At 72.4% G+C, this 16366-nt stretch carries 14 protein-coding genes; 2 read left to right on the forward strand and 12 right to left on the reverse strand.

Annotated elements, in window-relative coordinates; translation table 11 throughout:
- Window positions 1-121: 121 nt before the first annotated feature.
- The 3 genes from ACIQOU_RS10685 to ACIQOU_RS10695 all read right to left on the reverse strand — a co-directional run bounded on the left by ACIQOU_RS10685 (window position 122) and on the right by ACIQOU_RS10695 (window position 4110).
- Window positions 122-2455 carry an ATP-binding cassette domain-containing protein gene (locus ACIQOU_RS10685; protein ID WP_401535899.1) on the reverse strand — a complete coding sequence of 778 codons (2334 nt, stop codon included), beginning with the start codon at window positions 2453-2455 and terminating at the stop codon, window positions 122-124.
- 95 nt (window positions 2456-2550) lie between these two features.
- Window positions 2551-3558: an LLM class flavin-dependent oxidoreductase gene (locus ACIQOU_RS10690; RefSeq protein ID WP_401535901.1), complete on the reverse strand. Its 1008-nt coding sequence runs from the start codon at window positions 3556-3558 to the stop codon at window positions 2551-2553.
- A 123-nt stretch (window positions 3559-3681) separates the two neighbouring features.
- The gene (locus ACIQOU_RS10695; RefSeq protein WP_401535902.1) at window positions 3682-4110 is read right to left on the reverse strand and encodes a (2Fe-2S) ferredoxin domain-containing protein; all 429 of its coding nucleotides are present in this window, start codon (window positions 4108-4110) and stop codon (window positions 3682-3684) included.
- A gap of 80 nt (window positions 4111-4190) precedes the next feature.
- On the opposite strand from ACIQOU_RS10695, the gene ACIQOU_RS10700 reads away from it, so the two are divergent.
- Window positions 4191-4682 carry a hypothetical protein gene (locus ACIQOU_RS10700; RefSeq protein ID WP_401535904.1) on the forward strand — a complete coding sequence of 164 codons (492 nt, stop codon included), beginning with the start codon at window positions 4191-4193 and terminating at the stop codon, window positions 4680-4682.
- 23 nt (window positions 4683-4705) lie between these two features.
- Here ACIQOU_RS10700 and ACIQOU_RS10705 read toward each other — a convergent pair whose 3' ends face one another.
- From ACIQOU_RS10705 to ACIQOU_RS10740, 8 genes are all read right to left on the reverse strand, one after another.
- Window positions 4706-4921, reverse strand: a complete 216-nt coding sequence (locus ACIQOU_RS10705) for a dodecin (RefSeq protein ID WP_401535905.1) — start codon at window positions 4919-4921, stop codon at window positions 4706-4708.
- 176 nt (window positions 4922-5097) lie between these two features.
- Window positions 5098-6060, reverse strand: coding sequence for an L-histidine N(alpha)-methyltransferase (gene egtD / locus ACIQOU_RS10710; RefSeq protein ID WP_401535907.1), 963 nt, complete (start codon window positions 6058-6060; stop codon window positions 5098-5100).
- Window positions 6057-6848, reverse strand: coding sequence for an ergothioneine biosynthesis protein EgtC (gene egtC / locus ACIQOU_RS10715; RefSeq protein WP_401535909.1), 792 nt, complete (start codon window positions 6846-6848; stop codon window positions 6057-6059). The genes egtD and egtC overlap by 4 nt, the downstream gene beginning before the upstream one ends.
- Complete coding sequence (egtB, locus tag ACIQOU_RS10720; RefSeq protein ID WP_401535910.1) at window positions 6848-8164, reverse strand: ergothioneine biosynthesis protein EgtB; 1317 nt, start codon at window positions 8162-8164, stop codon at window positions 6848-6850. The genes egtC and egtB overlap by 1 nt, the downstream gene beginning before the upstream one ends.
- The gene (egtA, locus tag ACIQOU_RS10725; protein ID WP_401535911.1) at window positions 8161-9462 is read right to left on the reverse strand and encodes an ergothioneine biosynthesis glutamate--cysteine ligase EgtA; all 1302 of its coding nucleotides are present in this window, start codon (window positions 9460-9462) and stop codon (window positions 8161-8163) included. The genes egtB and egtA overlap by 4 nt, the downstream gene beginning before the upstream one ends.
- A 437-nt stretch (window positions 9463-9899) precedes the next feature.
- Window positions 9900-10346: a type II toxin-antitoxin system PemK/MazF family toxin gene (locus ACIQOU_RS10730; RefSeq protein WP_401535914.1), complete on the reverse strand. Its 447-nt coding sequence runs from the start codon at window positions 10344-10346 to the stop codon at window positions 9900-9902.
- Between the two features lie 124 nt (window positions 10347-10470).
- Entirely contained in the window at window positions 10471-12009 is a 1539-nt protein-coding gene (locus ACIQOU_RS10735; protein WP_401535915.1) for an SPFH domain-containing protein, read from the reverse strand.
- A gap of 144 nt (window positions 12010-12153) precedes the next feature.
- Window positions 12154-12372, reverse strand: a complete 219-nt coding sequence (locus ACIQOU_RS10740) for a hypothetical protein (protein WP_401535916.1) — start codon at window positions 12370-12372, stop codon at window positions 12154-12156.
- 238 nt (window positions 12373-12610) lie between these two features.
- Here ACIQOU_RS10740 and ACIQOU_RS10745 point away from each other — a divergent pair, with 238 nt between their 5' ends.
- On the forward strand, window positions 12611-14002 hold the full coding sequence (locus ACIQOU_RS10745) for an AbfB domain-containing protein (protein WP_401535917.1): 1392 nt from the start codon (window positions 12611-12613) through the stop codon (window positions 14000-14002).
- Between the two features lie 175 nt (window positions 14003-14177).
- Here ACIQOU_RS10745 and ACIQOU_RS10750 read toward each other — a convergent pair whose 3' ends face one another.
- Entirely contained in the window at window positions 14178-16349 is a 2172-nt protein-coding gene (locus tag ACIQOU_RS10750) for a hypothetical protein (protein WP_401535918.1), read from the reverse strand.
- Between the last annotated feature and the right edge of the window lie 17 nt (window positions 16350-16366).

Here is a 16366-nt window from a genome sequence, read left to right on the forward strand (position 1 = left end):
GCGCAGTGCGACATGCGGCTCACGCCGATCCCCGTTCCGTCTCCGGGGCTACCGCCAACCCCCCTGGCGGCACTCGCGAGTGGTTCCCTCGGCTCCTCAATAGCCTTACCCGGCAACGGAGTCAGCGCAGCGCCCGCGCAAGATACGCTGCCGTTCTGCTGCCGATCGCCCTGGACACCTCTGGCGGGGTTCCCGTGGCGACGATGTGGCCGCCCTGGTCGCCGCCGGACGGGCCCAGGTCGATGACCCAGTCCGCGTCCGCGACCACGGCCATGTCGTGCTCGACGACGACCACCGTGTGCCCGGCGTCCACCAGGCCGTGCAGGCGGCGCATGAGAACCTCCGTGTCCGCCGGGTGCAGACCGGTCGTCGGTTCGTCGAGGAGGTAGAGGGTGTCGCCGCGTCGGCCGCGCTGCAACTCACTGGCCAGCTTGATGCGTTGGGCCTCGCCGCCGGACAGCTCGGTGGCGGGCTGGCCCAGCCGCAGATAGCCGAGTCCGACGTCGAGCAGGGTGGCGAGGCTGCGGGCCACGGCCGGGGTCCCGGCGAAGAACTCCGCCGCGCTCTCCACGGTCAGGTCGAGCACCTCGGCGATGTTCCGCCCCCGGTAGGTCACTTCGAGGGTCTCGGGGCGGTAGCGGGCCCCGCCGCAGTCCGGGCAGGGCGCGTAGGTGCTCGGCAGGAACAGCAGCTCGACGCTGACGAACCCCTCGCCCTGACAGGTCTCGCAGCGCCCGCCCGCCACGTTGAAGGAGAACCGGCCGACGCCGTAACCCCGTTGACGCGCCTGCTCGGTGGCCGCGAACTCCTTGCGCACGACGTCGAACAGGCCCGTGTAGGTCGCGAGGTTGGAGCGCGGGGTGCGGCCGATCGGCTTCTGGTCGACGCGGACCAGCCGGGTCACCCCGGGCAACTCCTCGGTCAGTTCGCCGATGAGCGTCGACTTCCCGGAACCCGAGACACCGGTGACGGCCGTCAGCACCCCGAGCGGGAACGCGGCCGTCACCCCGCGCAGGTTGTGCCGGGTGATCGGGCCGACCGTCAACCAGCCGCGCCCGGTGCGGACATGGCGGGCCGGAGCGGGGGTGCGGTCGAACAGGAAACGGGCCGTCTCCGAACCGTCGGCGTGCGCCAGGTCCGCCACCGGCCCGCTGTGCAGGACCCGGCCGCCGTGCTCGCCCGCCCGCGGGCCGACGTCCACCAGCCAGTCGGCGGCCCGGACGACGTCGAGGTGGTGCTCGACCACGAACACCGAGTTCCCGGCGGACTTCAGCCGCTCCAGGACGGTGAGCAGGGCCTCGGTGTCCGCCGGGTGCAGGCCCGCCGACGGCTCGTCGAGGACGTACACCACGCCGAACAGGCCCGACCTCAACTGCGTGGCCAGCCGCAGCCGTTGCAGCTCGCCCGCCGACAGGGTGGGGGCCGGGCGGTCCAGGCTGAGGTAGCCCAGGCCGAGTTCGAGGATCGGGTCGATCCGGGAGCGGAGGTCGGCGGTGAGAACGTCGGCCGCCTGGGAGGAGACGCCGTCGAGCGCGGCGGACAGGTCGACCAGGGGAAGGGCGGCGGCCTCGGCGATCGTGCGGCCCGCGAAGGTCACCGCCAGCGACTCCGCGCGGAGCCGGCCGCCCCCGCACACCGGGCAGGGCGCACTGGTCAGGAACCGCTCCGCCCTCGCCCGCAGCGTCGCGCTCCGGGAGTCGGCGAACGTCTTCATCACGTACCGCCGGGCACTCATGTACGTTCCCTGGTACGGCCGTTGGATGCGATCCGCGTCCCGCACCGGGTGCACGGTGACCACCAGCTGTTCGTCGGTGAACAGCATCCATTCCCGCTCTTCGGCGGGGAGTTCACGCCAGGGCCTGTCCACGTCGTGGCCGAGCGCGTCGAGGATGTCCCGCAGGTTCTTGCCCTGCCAGGCTCCGGGCCAGGCGGCGATCGCACCGTCCCGGATCGACAGCGACGGGTCGGGAACGAGCAACTCCTCGGTCGTACGGTGCACTTGGCCGAGCCCATGACACTCGGGGCAGGCACCGGCGGCCGTGTTCGGCGAGAACGCGTCCGAGTCCAGCCGTGCCGCGCCCGGCGGATAGTGACCGGCCCGGGAGAACAGCATCCGCAGCGAGTTCGACAGGTTCGTCACCGTGCCGACCGACGACCGCGAGGTGGGTGCGGAGCGGCGCTGCTGGAGCGAGACCGCGGGCGGCAGGCCGGTGATCTCACCGACCTTCGGCGCCCCGACCTGATGGATCAGCCGCCGCGCGTACGGCGCCACCGACTCGACGTACCGGCGCTGCGCCTCCGCGTAGATCGTCCCGAACGCCAGCGACGACTTCCCCGACCCCGACACCCCCGTGAACACGGCCAGCACATCCCGCGGAATGTCCACGTCCACGCTCCGCAGATTGTGCTCACGGGCGTCGCGGACCCGGACGTACGGATCGTGCGGGCTGGGCATGAGGGGAACTCCGTGGGACGGGACCGACCGGCTGACCTCCCACTTTCCCACGCGGGCGGCGCGGCGGCAGCCGAGCGCCGATCCAGCGGACGCGCTCAGCCGCCGCCCGCTGTGAAGATCCCCGCGAGGCGCCGGTAGGAGTCGAGCAGCGCCGACCGGTCGTAGGTGCTCGTGGTGACCAGCACCTCCTGGGCACCGGTCGCCTTCAGGACCGTCTCCAGCTCGGCCGCGACCTGTTCCTCGGTGCCCGCGAGCTGCCCGGCGAGAGCGGCCTCGTAGCAGCCGCGTTCCTTCGCGGTCATCGTCAGCGCCTCGACGAACTCGGCCGGGGCCAGCGGCGGGAACGTGCCGTGCGTGCGGGAGTACGCCATCGACCAGGCCTCCGGCACCAGAATCCGCCGGGCCTCCTCGGGGCTGGCGGCGACCGCGACGGTACCGGAGACGACGATGTACGGCTCGGCCGCCCAGCGGGAGGGGCGGAAGGCGGCACGGTAGGTGTCGACGCCCCGCTGGAGCTTCTCCCGGTCGCGCAGGTCGCCGATCACCATGGGCAGCCCGGCCCGGGCGGCGATGGCCGCGCCCTCACCCATGGCCAGCACGAACGGCGGCACCGTCAGCCCCTCGGAGGGGCGGGCCCGCACGCCGGTCGGCGAGGTGCCGTCGAACCAGCCGAGCAGCTCCTCGATCTGCCCGGCGAAGTCCTCGGCGTCGTCCCTGCCGTGGCCCAGCGCCTTGCGGACCCCGCCGGTGAAGCCCACCGAGCGGCCCAGGCCCATGTCGATCCGGCCCGGGAAGAGGGACTCCAGGACACCGAACTGTTCGGCCACCACGAGCGGCCGGTGATTGGGGAGCATGACCCCGCCGGTGCCGACCCGGATCGAGTGGGTGGCGCCCGCGACGGCGGCGGCCAGCACGGTCGGCGCCGAACCGGCCACCCCGGGCACCCCGTGATGCTCGGACACCCAGAACCGGTGGTACCCGAGCGGCTCCAGCTCCCGCGCCAGCCGCACGGTGTCCCGCAGGGCCTCCGCGTCGGTGTGTCCCTCGCGGGTGCGGGAGCGGTCGAGGACGGAGAAGCGGACGGCGCCGATCGTTGCACTCACACCGTGTCCAACGCCTCCGGAGCCGGGGGATTCCCGCACTCCGGGGAAGGCCGGAGGGACGGTCGGCCCTCGGGGGCGCGGCAGGCCCAGCGTCGGCTTGGCCGCTTCTCCACCCCCCCCGGCTCAGCGGCGGGCCCGCTTCCGTACCTCCGGCCTCGGCGGGCTGATGAACTGGAGTTCCAGGGTGAGCGGCGGCTCCGCGACCCCCGGCCCGCCCGCCGCCGCCCAGTCCGCGATCTCCTCCGTGCAGTCGTCGTCCATGGCGAACCCCACCCAGGTGGCCCGCCCACCGGCCCGGCGCCCGGCCGCCGACGGCTGGACGACGATGACGTTCGCCTGGTCGCACGGGCCGAGACAGTCCGTCGTGCGCACCTCGAAACCGTGCTCGGCCGCCGCCGCGCGCAGCCGCTCCAGCTGCCAGGCGTGGTCGGTGCCCGGGTGCTTGCGCGGGTCGCCGCAGCAGCAGCCCCGGCACACCACCAGGGTGCAGGGACGCTGCCGGGCCGCGCCGATCAGGGCCGTACGGGGCGAGGGAACAGGGGAGGGCGACATGGGAGAAGCATGATCCATGCGTCGCCCGGCACGGAAGGGCGGGTCCTGCGGGCGCCACCGGCCTGCCTAGGCTGGGCTCCGTGAACGACAGCAGTGCGCGCCCCCTCGCCGTGTTCGACCTGGACAACACCCTCGCCGACACCTCCCACCGGCAACGGTTCCTGGAGCGCAGCCCGCGGGACTGGAACGCCTTCTTCGCCGCCGCCCCGCACGACCCGCCGCTCGCCGAAGGCGTCGCCCTCGCCCTGACCAGCGCCGAGGAGTGCGAGATCGTCTACCTGACCGGCCGCCCCGAGCGCTGCCGACGCGACACCCTCGACTGGCTCACCGCGCACGGGCTGCCCGAGGGGCGCCTGTACCTGCGGCGCGACGCCGACCGCAGGCCCGCCCGCCACACCAAGCTGGAGGTGCTGCGCCGCCTCGCCCGCACCCGGCAGATCCGGATGCTCGTCGACGACGACGCACTGGTCTGCGACGCGGCACGACAGGCCGGGTTCACCGTCGTGCGGGCCGACTGGATCGCCCCGTCCGAGGCGCTGGGGGAGGCCCAGGAGCGGGACGGGCGGACCTGACCGCCGTGGGGACGCGGGTCTCGTCAGTCGGACTCGTCCAGGCGGAAGCCGACCTTCAGGCCGACCTGCCAGTGCGCGACCTGCCCGTTCTCGATCTGGCCGCGCACCTGCGTCACCTCGAACCAGTCGAGGTTGCGCACCGTCCGGGCGGCCCGGGCGACGCCGTTGCGCACGGCCTGGTCGACGCTGTCGGGCGAGGTGCCGACGATCTCGGTGACCCGGTAGGTGTGGTTCGACATGCGGGTGCTCCTCTCGGTGAGCCCGTGCTGACCGGAGTGTCACGCGGTCCCACGTCACCTCCACGGTGCCGCACACCGGGGCCCGGCGCGAGACATCGCACGCCGGGCCCCGGGTCCTGCGGGTCAGCCGCCACCGAATCAGAACACGTGTTTGATACTTACGTCATGGCGCCCGCTCATCGGCACGTGCTCAGGGACAGGGCGAAACGGCCCTCCGCGTCCGTCCACCAGTGGGACAACTCCAGCCCGGCGGAGGCCAGTTCCGCACGCACGCCCTCCTTGCGGAACTTCGCGGAGATCTCGGTGCGCAGCTCCTCGCCCGCCGCGAAGTCGACGGCCAGGCCCAGCGCCGGCACCTTCACGGTCTGGCCGACCCGGGAGCGCAACCGCATCTCGATCCACTCGTGCTCGGCGTCCCACAGCGCCACATGGTCGAACGCGTCGGCCTCGAAGTCGGCCCCCAACTCCCGGTTGACGACGGTCAGGACGTTCTTGTTGAAGGCCGCCGTCACCCCGGCCGCGTCGTCGTACGCCCGCACCAGCACCCCCTCCTCCTTGACCAGGTCGGTGCCGAGGAGCAGCGCGTCGCCGGGGGAGAGCAGGGCGCGGATCGACGCCAGGAACGCGGCCCGCTCCACCGGCGGCAGATTGCCGATCGTGCCGCCGAGGAACGCCACCAGGCGCGGCCCCGGCGTCTCCGGCAGGGCCAGGGCGGCGGTGAAGTCGGCGATCAGGGCGTGCACACGCAGGCCGGGGCGCTCGGCGATCAGCGCGTGTCCGGCCTGGCTGAGCGCGCTCTCACTGACGTCGACCGGGACATAGGTGTCCAGATCGGTGAGCGCGGCGATCAGATGACGGGTCTTCTCCGAGGAACCCGAACCGAGTTCGACGAGGGTCCTCGCGCCCGTCACCGCCGCGATCTCGGCCGAGCGGTCGACGAGGATCTCCCGCTCGGCGCGGGTCGGGTAGTACTCGGGCAGCGCGGTGATCTGCTCGAACAGATCGCTGCCGTGCGCGTCGTAGAACCACTTCGGCGGCAGCGTCTTGGGGGCGCTGGTCAGACCGCGCCGGACGTCGGCGCGCAGCGCGGCCCCGGTGGCGTCCTCGGGCAGGGTGCGGGTGAGAAGGAACGGACTCACGTGCGGGGCTCCTTCGACGGTGCGGGGGCCGAGGCGGGGCTCGGCTCCTTGAGCGCGGTGGCCCGCAGGTCCGTGCGGGTCACCGTGAGCAGGGTGCGGTCGGGGACTTCGTGCCAGAGCGGATCGTCGTCGTAGGGCTCGGACGCGACGACGGTGCCCAGGCCCTCCCGGCTGAGATACCAGAGGCTGTCGCCCCAGGCGGTCGCGACGATCGTGTCGGCGCCGGTCAGCAGCAGGTTGAGGCGGGCACCGGGGGCCGCCTCGGCGACCTCCGTGACCGTGTCGGCCAGGGCCCGCCCCGGGTCGTCGCCCGCCCGCAGCCGGGCCAGCACCAGCGCCCACACGAACGCCGAGTCGGTGCGGGCCTCCAGGGACAGCAGATCGGTCGCGGGCAGCGCCGGGACCAGCGGGGCGACGGAGCGCGGCCAGCCGGGGACCGCGCCGTTGTGACTGAACAGCCAGGACCCCGAGGCGAACGGCGCCGCCGCGGCCTCCCCGTCGGCGCCGGGCAGCGTCGCGTCCCGTACGGCGGCCAGCACGGCGCCGGAGCGGATCACCCGGGCGAGGTCGGTGAAGGACAGGTCGGCCCAGATCGGCACCGCCCGCCGGTACCGGGCCGGCACCGGGTCGCCGTCGGCGAACCAACCGACCCCGAAACCATCGGCGTTGACAGTCCCGTACCGCTGCCTTCGCGGCTCCCAGGACTGCCGGTAGAGGCTGTGCGGCGGCTCGGTGAGGAGGTCGCCGAGGGGCAACGGCGTTCCCAGGAAGGCGAGGTGACGGCACATCAGATCGCTCCGTCGCGGGCCGTGCGGAATCCGGAGAAGATCTGCCGCCTGATCGGCAGGTCCCAGTTGCGGAACGTGCCCCGGCAGGCCACCGCGTCCACGGCGAACGAACCGCCGCGCAGCACCTTGTGCTCAGGGCCGAAGAAGACCTCCGAGTACTCCTTGTACGGGAACGCCCTGAACCCCGGGTAGGGCAGGAAGTCGCTCGACGTCCACTCCCACACATCGCCGATCAACTGCCGTATCCCGAGCGGTGATTCGCCCGCCGGGTAGCTGCCGGCCGGGGCCGGGCGCAGATGCCGTTGGCCGAGGTTGGCGTGCTCGGGAGCCGGGTCGGCGTCGCCCCACGGGTACCGGGTGGAGCGGTCGCCGGCCGGGTCGTGCCGGGCGGCCTTCTCCCACTCGGCCTCGGTGGGCAGCCGCCGTCCGGCCCAGCGGGCGTAGGCGTCGGCCTCGTACCAGCACACGTGCACCACCGGCTCGTCCGGCGGCACCACCTCGGTGACCCCGAACCGGCGGCGCAGCCACTGCTTGCCGTCCCGGCGCCAGAACAGCGGCGCGGTCAGGGAGTTGCGGCGCACGTGCGACCAGCCGTCCGGCGTCCACCAGCGCTCGTCGTCGTAGCCGCCGTCGGCGATGAACGCCTGATACGCGGCGTTGGTGACCGGCGCGGTGTCGATGTGGAACGACGCCACCTCACGCCGGTGCGCGGGGCGTTCGTTGTCGAGCGCCCAGGGTTCGTCGGAGGTGCCCATGGTGAACGGGCCGCCGGGGACCAGGACGTCGGCCGGGCCTGGGTTCAGCGGCGCCGGGTCCGGGTCCGGGGCGGTCAGGGCCTGCGGGCCGCGCCGGAGCTGATGGGTGATCAGCATCGTCTCGTCGTGCTGCTGTTCGTGCTGGGCGATCATCCCGAACGCGAACCCGGCCTCGGTCAGCCGGGTGCCGTGGAAGTCGGTGCTCTCCAGGACGTCCAGGGCCCGCCCGCGCACCTCCGCCGCGTAGGCGCGGGCCTCGGCCGGAGGCAGCAGCGGCAGCGAGGGGCGGCTGGCGCGCGGATGCTCGAAGGCGTCGTACAGGCCGTCGATCTCGGGCCGGATCGCCTCCCGCCCGGCGACGGCCCGCAGCAGCCACTGTTCCTCCTGGTTGCCGATGTGCGCGAGGTCCCAGACCAGCGGCGACATCAGCGGGGAGTGCTGGGCGGTGAGGTCGGGTTCCTCGACACAGCTGGTCAGCAGGGTGGTGCGGGCGCGTGCGGTGGTCAGGGTGGCCACGGCCCGCGCGCGCAGCGCCTCGGCGTCGGGGGTGGGGTCGGTCATGTGCGGATGTCCTTCCCGTGAGCGCGGGCGGACGTGCCGCGCACCTGGTCGAGCAACTCGTCGGCGGGAGTGCGGGCCCGCCGCACATAACGGTCCAGATAGGCGGCCACCGCGTCGATCACCTCGGTGTCGGCGCCGAGCCGGGGCAGCGCGGCGAGCGCCGCCGTGAAGCAGACGACGGCGGCCTCGTGCAGCTCGGGGTCGGTCAGCGCGTCCCGGGCCGCGTCGGCCCACAGCGGATTGTGCGGCGGGGGCAGCCCCAACGACCGTTCGCTCAGCGGTTTCACGGCCCGGTAGGCGGTCTCGGCGGCCTCCGGGTCGTCGAAGAGCGCGGCCGTGACGGCCAGCGGCACGATCCAGCCGTCGTCCCCGGGCTGCGCGTCGATCATGCGCAGCTCCAGGTGCCCGCGCGGTCTGACCGGCGGGAACAGGGTCGTGATGTGGTAGTCGAGGTCCTCGCGGGTCGGCGGGCGCGGCGCCCGTGACCTGGTCCACTCCCGGAAGGTGAGCCCGTCCGGCACCTCCCACGGCCCGTCGTCGCGCCGCACGCACATCACCGGAGAGTCCAGCACGTGCCGGGCCCACGCGCCGCGCGGGTCGCCGTCCAGCACGGGCGCGCCCGCCCGGCCGGGCCCGATCCGGTCCCACAGCAGCTGCCGGGTGGAACGCCAGCCGGTGGGCGCGTCGCCGGCCAGCGGCGAGTTGGCGAACGCGGCCACCAGGACCGGGCCCAGCTCGTGCGCCAGCCACCAGCGCCGCCCGTGCCCGAGCGGTCCCGGCTCCTCGAAACCGGCGTCCACGCACACCTGCACGGAGGCCGAGACGCACATCATGGCGCGCCCGGCCGGGCCGGTACGGTCGAGGCAGGCCTCCATGGCGTCGTACCGCGGCTCACGCAGGAACCGGCGCGGCGCGTGCCAGGGATCGTGACCGAGGCCGACGATGCCGAGGTCGAGCCCGGCGAGCACCGAGCGGACGGCGTCGAGGTCGGCGGAGACGGCGCGCACGCACTCCATCAGGGAGGCGGCGGGCAGTGAACTGAGTTCCAGCTGGCCACCGGGTTCCACGGTGAGGGCCGAGCTGAGGGGAACGGCCCGCAGGGCGGCGTAGGCCGCGTCGAGCCGTTCGGGTGTCACGGGGACCTTCGGGGTGCGCAGGTCGTGGACGAGCCATTCCACTTCCACGCCGAGGGCGCGCGGTGGGCCGTTCTTGAAGCAGATGCCCCGGATCAGGGCTTCCACCTCGGCCTCGGTGACCGCGGGACGGGGGTCCGTACAGTCACTCAGCGAATCGGACATGTCGGAATTCCCTTCTGAGACTCCAGCATGCCGCCGGGCCGGTCGGCGGGGCGTCCGGGCGGCGGCACTCGTCCCACCCAAGACCTTCCCGCCGGTCCGCACAAGAGTGCGCACCCGCTGGTTTCCGGCCGGGCCCGCTGCGCTTCCCGGCCGTTCCCTCGGGCTTTCCCGGCCGTTCCCCGGCCGCGAAAAGGCGTTGCACCACCTGTCCAGCATCGCTCACGATGCGTGCATGGGCACGACGGGGGAGGCCGCGGGGGCCGCGGTCATGGCGGCCACGGGGGTGTCGCCATGAGCGCGCGCCCGCAGGGAACCGCGAGCGAGACACAAGACACCGCCGACCCGGGCGCGTACCGGGCACCCGACGGCATCCGGGTGCCGATCGGGGCGACCGTCCCGGCGGTGCGGGCGGGGCCCCGGACGCGCGGTCCGGGGCGTCAGGTCCAGCCGTAGCGTTCGTGCAGGCGGTGCCGGACGAGGTTGAAGCGGCCCTGGTCGAGGGCGCAGGCCTCGCGGCGCATGCCGTCCTCGTGCAGCCGCAGCACCCGGTCCACGTCGACCCACGAGTCACGGCCCGTGCGGTCCCAGGGCCCGGCGCCGATCGCCACCCACTCACGGTCGCCGTCGTGCCGCTTGCTGGACAGCTGCACGGCGAGGACGGTACCGGCGGCCTCGCGGGCCACCACGAGCACCGGGCGGTCCTTGCCCCGGCCGTCGTTCTCCTCGAACGGCACCCACGTCCAGACGATCTCGCCGGGGTCCGGGTCGCCGTCGTGGGCGGGGGAGTACTCGGTGCGGACGCGGCCCACCTCGCGCGGGTCGGCCTCGGTGGTCGCGGTGGGGCCGAAGCGGCCCGGGACGTTCTCATCGGTAAACGCAGTCACGGGGGCACCTTATGAGGTGCCCCCGTGCGGGCCGTGACGAGGTGCCCGGCGGCCACGGTCAGGAAAGAGATCTGCCATGGTCAGGAAAGAGACCCGGCACGGTCAGGAGGGAGATCCGGCACGGTCAGGAAGGAGACTCGGCGCGTCCCTTCCCGCCGGGCGCGACGGGAACCGTCTCCACCTCCGCCTGGTCCACGGGTATCTTCCGCACCGGCGGCGCGGCCACCTCCTCCGACGGTGAAGTCCCGTGCGCGGCAAGGCCGTTCTGGTTCATCGAGGCCAGCAGCCGGCGGGCGAGGCCGAGCCCGGTGCCGCCCATGGTGAGGGCCTTGGCCAGCATCTCCGCCACGCCGTCCGCCCCGTTGAGCACCACCATGTTGTCCACCTGCCCGAACGCCGACGCCCCGGCCCGCACGATCTCCGGCCAGTTCTCGGCGAGTTGCTGGGCGACGACCGCCTCCTGGTTCTCGGCGAGAGCGGCGGCCCGCGCCTTGATGGCCGTCGCCTCCGCGAGCCCCTTGGCCTTCATGGCCTCGGCGTCGGCGAGCCCCTTGGCCTGCGCCGCCGCCGCTTCGGCCTCACCGGTCGCCCGGGTCGCCGACGCGCTCGCCGCACCCCGGGTCTTCGTCGCCTCCGCCTCGGCGCTCGCCGCCTGCTTGACCCGCGTCGCCTCGGCCGCGGCCGCCAACTCCGTCTCCCGCGCCTTCGCCTCGGCCGCCGAGATCCGCGCGTCGCGCTCCGCCTCCGCCAACGTCCGCTTCTCGTAGGCCTGCGCGTCGGCCGGTTTGCGCACGTCCACCTGGAGCTGCTGCTCCCTGCGCTGCGCCTCCAACTCCGCGACCCGGGTCTCCTGGACGACGACCTGCTGGCGGGCCCCGGCCTCCGCGAGCGGTCCCGCCTGGCGGGCCTTCGCCGCCGCGTGGTCCCGCTCGGCCTGGTAACCGGCCTGGAGGATCTCGCTGTCCCGGGTGGCCTCCGCCATCCGCGCGAACGACTGCTGCTCGGCCTCGGTGGCGAGCCGGTTGGCCTCCGCCTGCGCGATCCGCGCGTCCCGCTGCACCGCCGCCGCGTGCGGCATCGCCAGGTTCTGGATGTAGCCGGTCGGGTCCTCGATCTCGTGGATCTGCAACGAGTCGACGATCAGGCCCAGTTTCTCCATCTCGGTCCCGCAGGCGGCCCGGGTCTGCCCGGTGAGCTTCTCCCGGTCGCGGATCATGTCCTCGACGGTCAACCCGCCCACGATGGACCGCAGATGACCGGCGAAGACGTTGTGCACCCGCTCCGACATCAGCCGCTGCTGATCGAGGAAACGGCGGCCCGCGTTGGCGATCGACACGAAGTCGTCGCCCACCTTGAAGATGACCACGCCCCGCACCTTGAGCGGAATGCCCTGGTGGGTCACGCAGTCCACCTGCAACTCGGTCTCGTTCAGGTCGAGCGACAGTTTCCGCACCGCCTGCACGCCCGGCAGCACCATCGTGCCGCGCCCCGTGACGATCCGGAACCCCATCCCCTCCTCCAGCCCCTCGGTACGGTGCTTGGAGCCGGAGATGATCAGAGCCTCGTTGGGCTCGGCGACACGCCACATCATCTTGAACAGACCGACCAGAACGGCGACGGCGACAACCGCCACCCCCGCAACGACGCCGACGATCATCGGCATACGCCCCCTTTGCGCTGGTGCCCTTCCGGCACCGAACGAAGGGAGTGTGCGCCTCGACGAGCCCGGGGAGAAGAGGTGCGCCGATCCTTGTGGCAATCTTGACGCACCGGCCCGGCAACGGCTCTCACCTGCGCGGATGCTGGCTCAACTGTCGTATGCGGCCGTGACGTAGACCGTGCGCGGCGGCAGGTACTCCACCACCATCACCACCGTCCCGCTCTCGATCCGGTCCGCGCCCTGCGACGGATACGCGAGGAAGTGCTCGGCCCCGCCGCGCACCCGGACGATCACCTCACCGACCAGCCCGGGTCCGACCGTGCCGGTGACCCGTCCCATCAGCCCCACCATCGACGCGTCGCCCATGGTCACAGGGTACGGGCCACGTCCAGAGCGCCAAGATTGTTTGAACTATTGACGACTCAGATCCCGCCCCTTACTTTCTGACCGGATTCCCGAACTGCATTCGATATACCGGACATCGGGTGATCCCTCCTGTCTTTCCCCACCTCGCCCGATGACCCGTACCCGCACCTCGAAAGGTTCCACAGCTCCCCACAGCACCAAGCGAGTTGAGTCGCACGCGTTCAAAGGAGAACCGCCCGTGACTTCGTCCCGCCCCACCTCCCCCACCCGCCGGGTCCTGCTGCGCGCACTGGCCGCGCTGCCCGCCTCGGCGCTCGTCCTGGGCGAACTGCCCGGACTGCTCGGCACCGCCCTCGCCGCCCCGCCCCCCGCCGGCTCGGCCACCCGGTACACCATCGTGCCGTTCCTCAACAGCGACGACGGCACGGTGAACGTCTACCAGTCCGACGACGCCACCGACTTCCGCCTGCTGAAGTCCTCCGCGTACACACCGCCCGGCAACAGAATCCGCGACGCCAGCGTCTTCAGGCACACCGACGGCTACTACTACGTCACCTACACCACGCACACCTGGCAGGACGTCAGCACCACCATCGGCTTCGCCCGCAGCGCCGACCGGACCAACTGGACCTGGCTGTACGACTATCCGGTGCCGATCGGCAACCTCTCCCGGGCCTGGGCGCCCGAGTGGTTCGTCGACTCCGACGGCAGCGTCAACGTCATCGTGTCCTGCTCGGTCACCAGCGACGAGTGGATCTTCACCCCGTATCTGCTGAGGGCCACCAACTCCGCGCTCACCAGCTGGAGTTCACCCCTCGCCCTGTCCGGCATCGGCGCGAACCACATCGACACCTGCCTCGTGAAGGTCGGCTCGACCTACCACGCGTTCACCAAGAACGAGACGACCAAGTACATCGAGTACGCCACCGCGAGCAGACTCACCGGCCCCTACACCCTCTCCAGGACCGGCGACTGGGCCGGCTGGGGCAGCTACCGCGAGGGCCCGTCGGTGATCCAGCTCGACAACGGCGCCCGGCGGATCTTCTTCGACGGCTACGGCGACGGCACCTACTACTACAGCGACAGCTACGACACGTTCGCCACCTGGAGCGCCCCGCAGGCCCTGCCCGGCATCTCCGGCACGGCACGGCACTTCACGGTCCTCAAGGAGACGGTGTCCGGCGGCCCGAGCCTCACCAGGAACGCCAAGCGGTCGCTCCAGTCCGCCAACTACGCGACGCGCTACTGGCAGGAGCAGTCCGCCCTGCTCAACCTCCCCGTGGTGAGCGCCTCCAGCAGCACCGCGGAGAAGCAGGCGGCCACCTTCACGGTCGTCGCGGGGCTCGCCGACGCCAACGCCCACTCGTTCGTCGACGCGGCCGGCAACTACCTGCGCCACTGGGACTTCCGGGGCCGTTTCGACGCCGACGACAAGACGGCGACGTTCGCGAGGGACGCCACGTTCGTCGCCCGCACCGGCGCCACCGGCGGCTCGGTCCGCTTCGAGTCGTACAACTACCCCGGGCGCTATCTGCGGCACTATAACTACCAGCTCCGGGTGGATGTCCCGGACGGCACGGACGTCTTCCGCCAGGACAGCTCCTTCGTGGCGACGACCGCCTGGGCGTGAGCCGGGCCGGTGCGGTGCTCGCCCGATGAGACTCCGACGGACACACGCGACAGGGGGTGCCCGGAGGCACCCCCTGTCACGGACGGGAGCGGCGAGGAAAGCGAAGGAGCTGAATTCATAGGAAGAAGGTGAGAAGGAAGCCCCTTCATGGCCTCGCCTGCGGCAACCCTAACAGTCAGGCCGGGATCAAGTCCCGTAGATTTTCCGGGGTGATGACCACGGAGTCCGGGTGCAGCCCGTCCGGACGCTGAAGGCCCACATAGGTCACGGGACCCTCCGGCAGCGCCCCGCCGTCCTGGCACGTCACCTGCGCACCGTCCGCCGCCATCAGGTCGAGAAGGTGGCGCACGGTGAGGTACTCGCGCTCGACGACGGGCCGCAGCAGCTGCGCCACCGTGACCTGGTTCGACTCCACCCGGTTGGCGTGCGGGGCGCCCCGCAGATACACGTGCAGCCACGTCGCCGTCCACGTCCCGTCCGGCCCGCGCCGGAACGCCAGCGGCAGCGCGACCCGGCCAGGGCCGCGCAGGTCCGACTTCATCCGTACCGTGCGCGGCTCGAACGGCCGCCCCCGCTGCTCACCGTCGCGCAGCATGAACCCGAAGAAGGACTCCTCGACCTCCTCGAAGCCCTCACCCGCGTAGACGTTGACCTGCGGCACGACGAACGTGCCCCGGGTGGCGCCCAGACGCAGGTTGATGAACTCCGACGCACCCTCGGGAGCGCTGGTGATGTCACCGGAGTGCTCACCGCCGAGCGCTCTGAGCGCGGTGTAGGAGAGCCAGGAGACCGTCTCGTAACGGGAGTTGAGCAGCAGCGCCGACAGGTCGAAGTCCGTCGTGCGCTCCGCCTCCTTCCAGTACACGAAGAACCGCAGCAACTCGCCGTCCACCGGCGTCACCGAACCCCGGGGCAGCACACCGAGCCCGGCCGCCGTCGCCTTCCCGCTCAGCGGCAGCGCCACGTCCAGGATGTCCGGATCGACCAACAGCCGTGCGGGGGAGGGGAGTCGACGAGCGATCTCGGCGTCGAGGGCGGCGATCAGCCGCTCGCGAACCGGCCCCGGCACGGGCCGCCGTTCGTCCTCGACGATCTGCGCGCGGCCCATCCGGTTGACGAACACCCGCTGCCCGCCGCCGAGTTCGGGACGGTTGTGCAGATGCTCGCGCACCGCCAGCACGACCCGCCCGGCGACCCGCGGCGCGACCTCCTCGGCGGCGGCCACGACCGCGTCCCGCTCCTCCTGCGTGGCGGCCGTCCGCAGCAGCCGGTCCAACGCCCTGAACAGCCGCCCCGGCGCGGACGTCAACAGCCGTGCGGCGCCGCCGACATCGCCGCCGACGAGGAGTTCCTCGACCTGGCTCTCGAACGTCCGCGCCGTCAACTCCCCCCGGGCGACGGCGAACACGTCGGCCGCGTGCGGCCAGCGCGGGTACTCGTGCGGGTGCAGCCGCTCGCCGAGCCGCTTCCACATCTCGCGGTGCGCGTGCACATCGGCGAGCTTGGCCGGTGCCGCTGCCACCACCGCGTCGAGGCCCCCGAGCAGCGCCCGCCGCACCGGGCGCGGCACCGCCCCGAACCGGGTGGGCTGCTGGAGGGACACGTCACCGCCGGAGATCGCGCAGGCCAGCCGCAGCACATCGGTCACGGTGTCCAGGAGCAGCGGGGCCCCGGCCGTCAGCCGCGCCTCGTTCACGATCGCCCGGTTCTCCCGCACCGGGATCTGGTCCGGCTGCGGCCCGTCCACACAGTGCGCGGCGAGCACCTTGAGATCGAGGAGCACGGCATCGCCCAGCGGCGATGGGCTCCCGGCGAGCGCCAGATACAGCGCGCGGACCTCGTCCTCGACCGCGCCACCGAGGTGCAGCACGGTCACCCGGTCGCCCACCGCCGGGATCAACTCGTCGTGGGCGGCGAGCAGTTCGGCGTACCCGTGCCGGTACCTGCCGTACGAGGGGAGCGTCAGCAGGTCCACCACGCCGGTGCTCAGCTGCGCGAGGGTGCGGTCACGGGTGCGGTCGTCGGCGAGCGCCTCGGCGATGCAGTCCCGCCAGAAGTCGAGGGTGTCCGGCACGTTCGCCGGGAAGTCGATGAAGTAGACGTTGTGCCGGACGTGGTCGCCGACCAACTCCCGTACCGTGCGCAGCGTTCGGACCGCCGTGTGCAGGACCGCGCCCTCGGAGAGACCCGACAGATGCTCCAGCAGCTCGGCCGAGAGCTTGAACCCCGCCGACATCAGTGCGGCGTCGAACTGCCGTGCCACGACGCTCCCTTGACCGGCGTTGCCTGCCGGGAGGGGGATACGGCGGGTGTGTCGGACGACCAACTCTGCGAGAACCTGGGACATTCCGGCATGATCGCAGC

Origin of the sequence: Streptomyces sp. NPDC091279 (assembly GCF_044757465.1) — a bacterium.
Classification (GTDB): domain Bacteria; phylum Actinomycetota; class Actinomycetes; order Streptomycetales; family Streptomycetaceae; genus Streptomyces.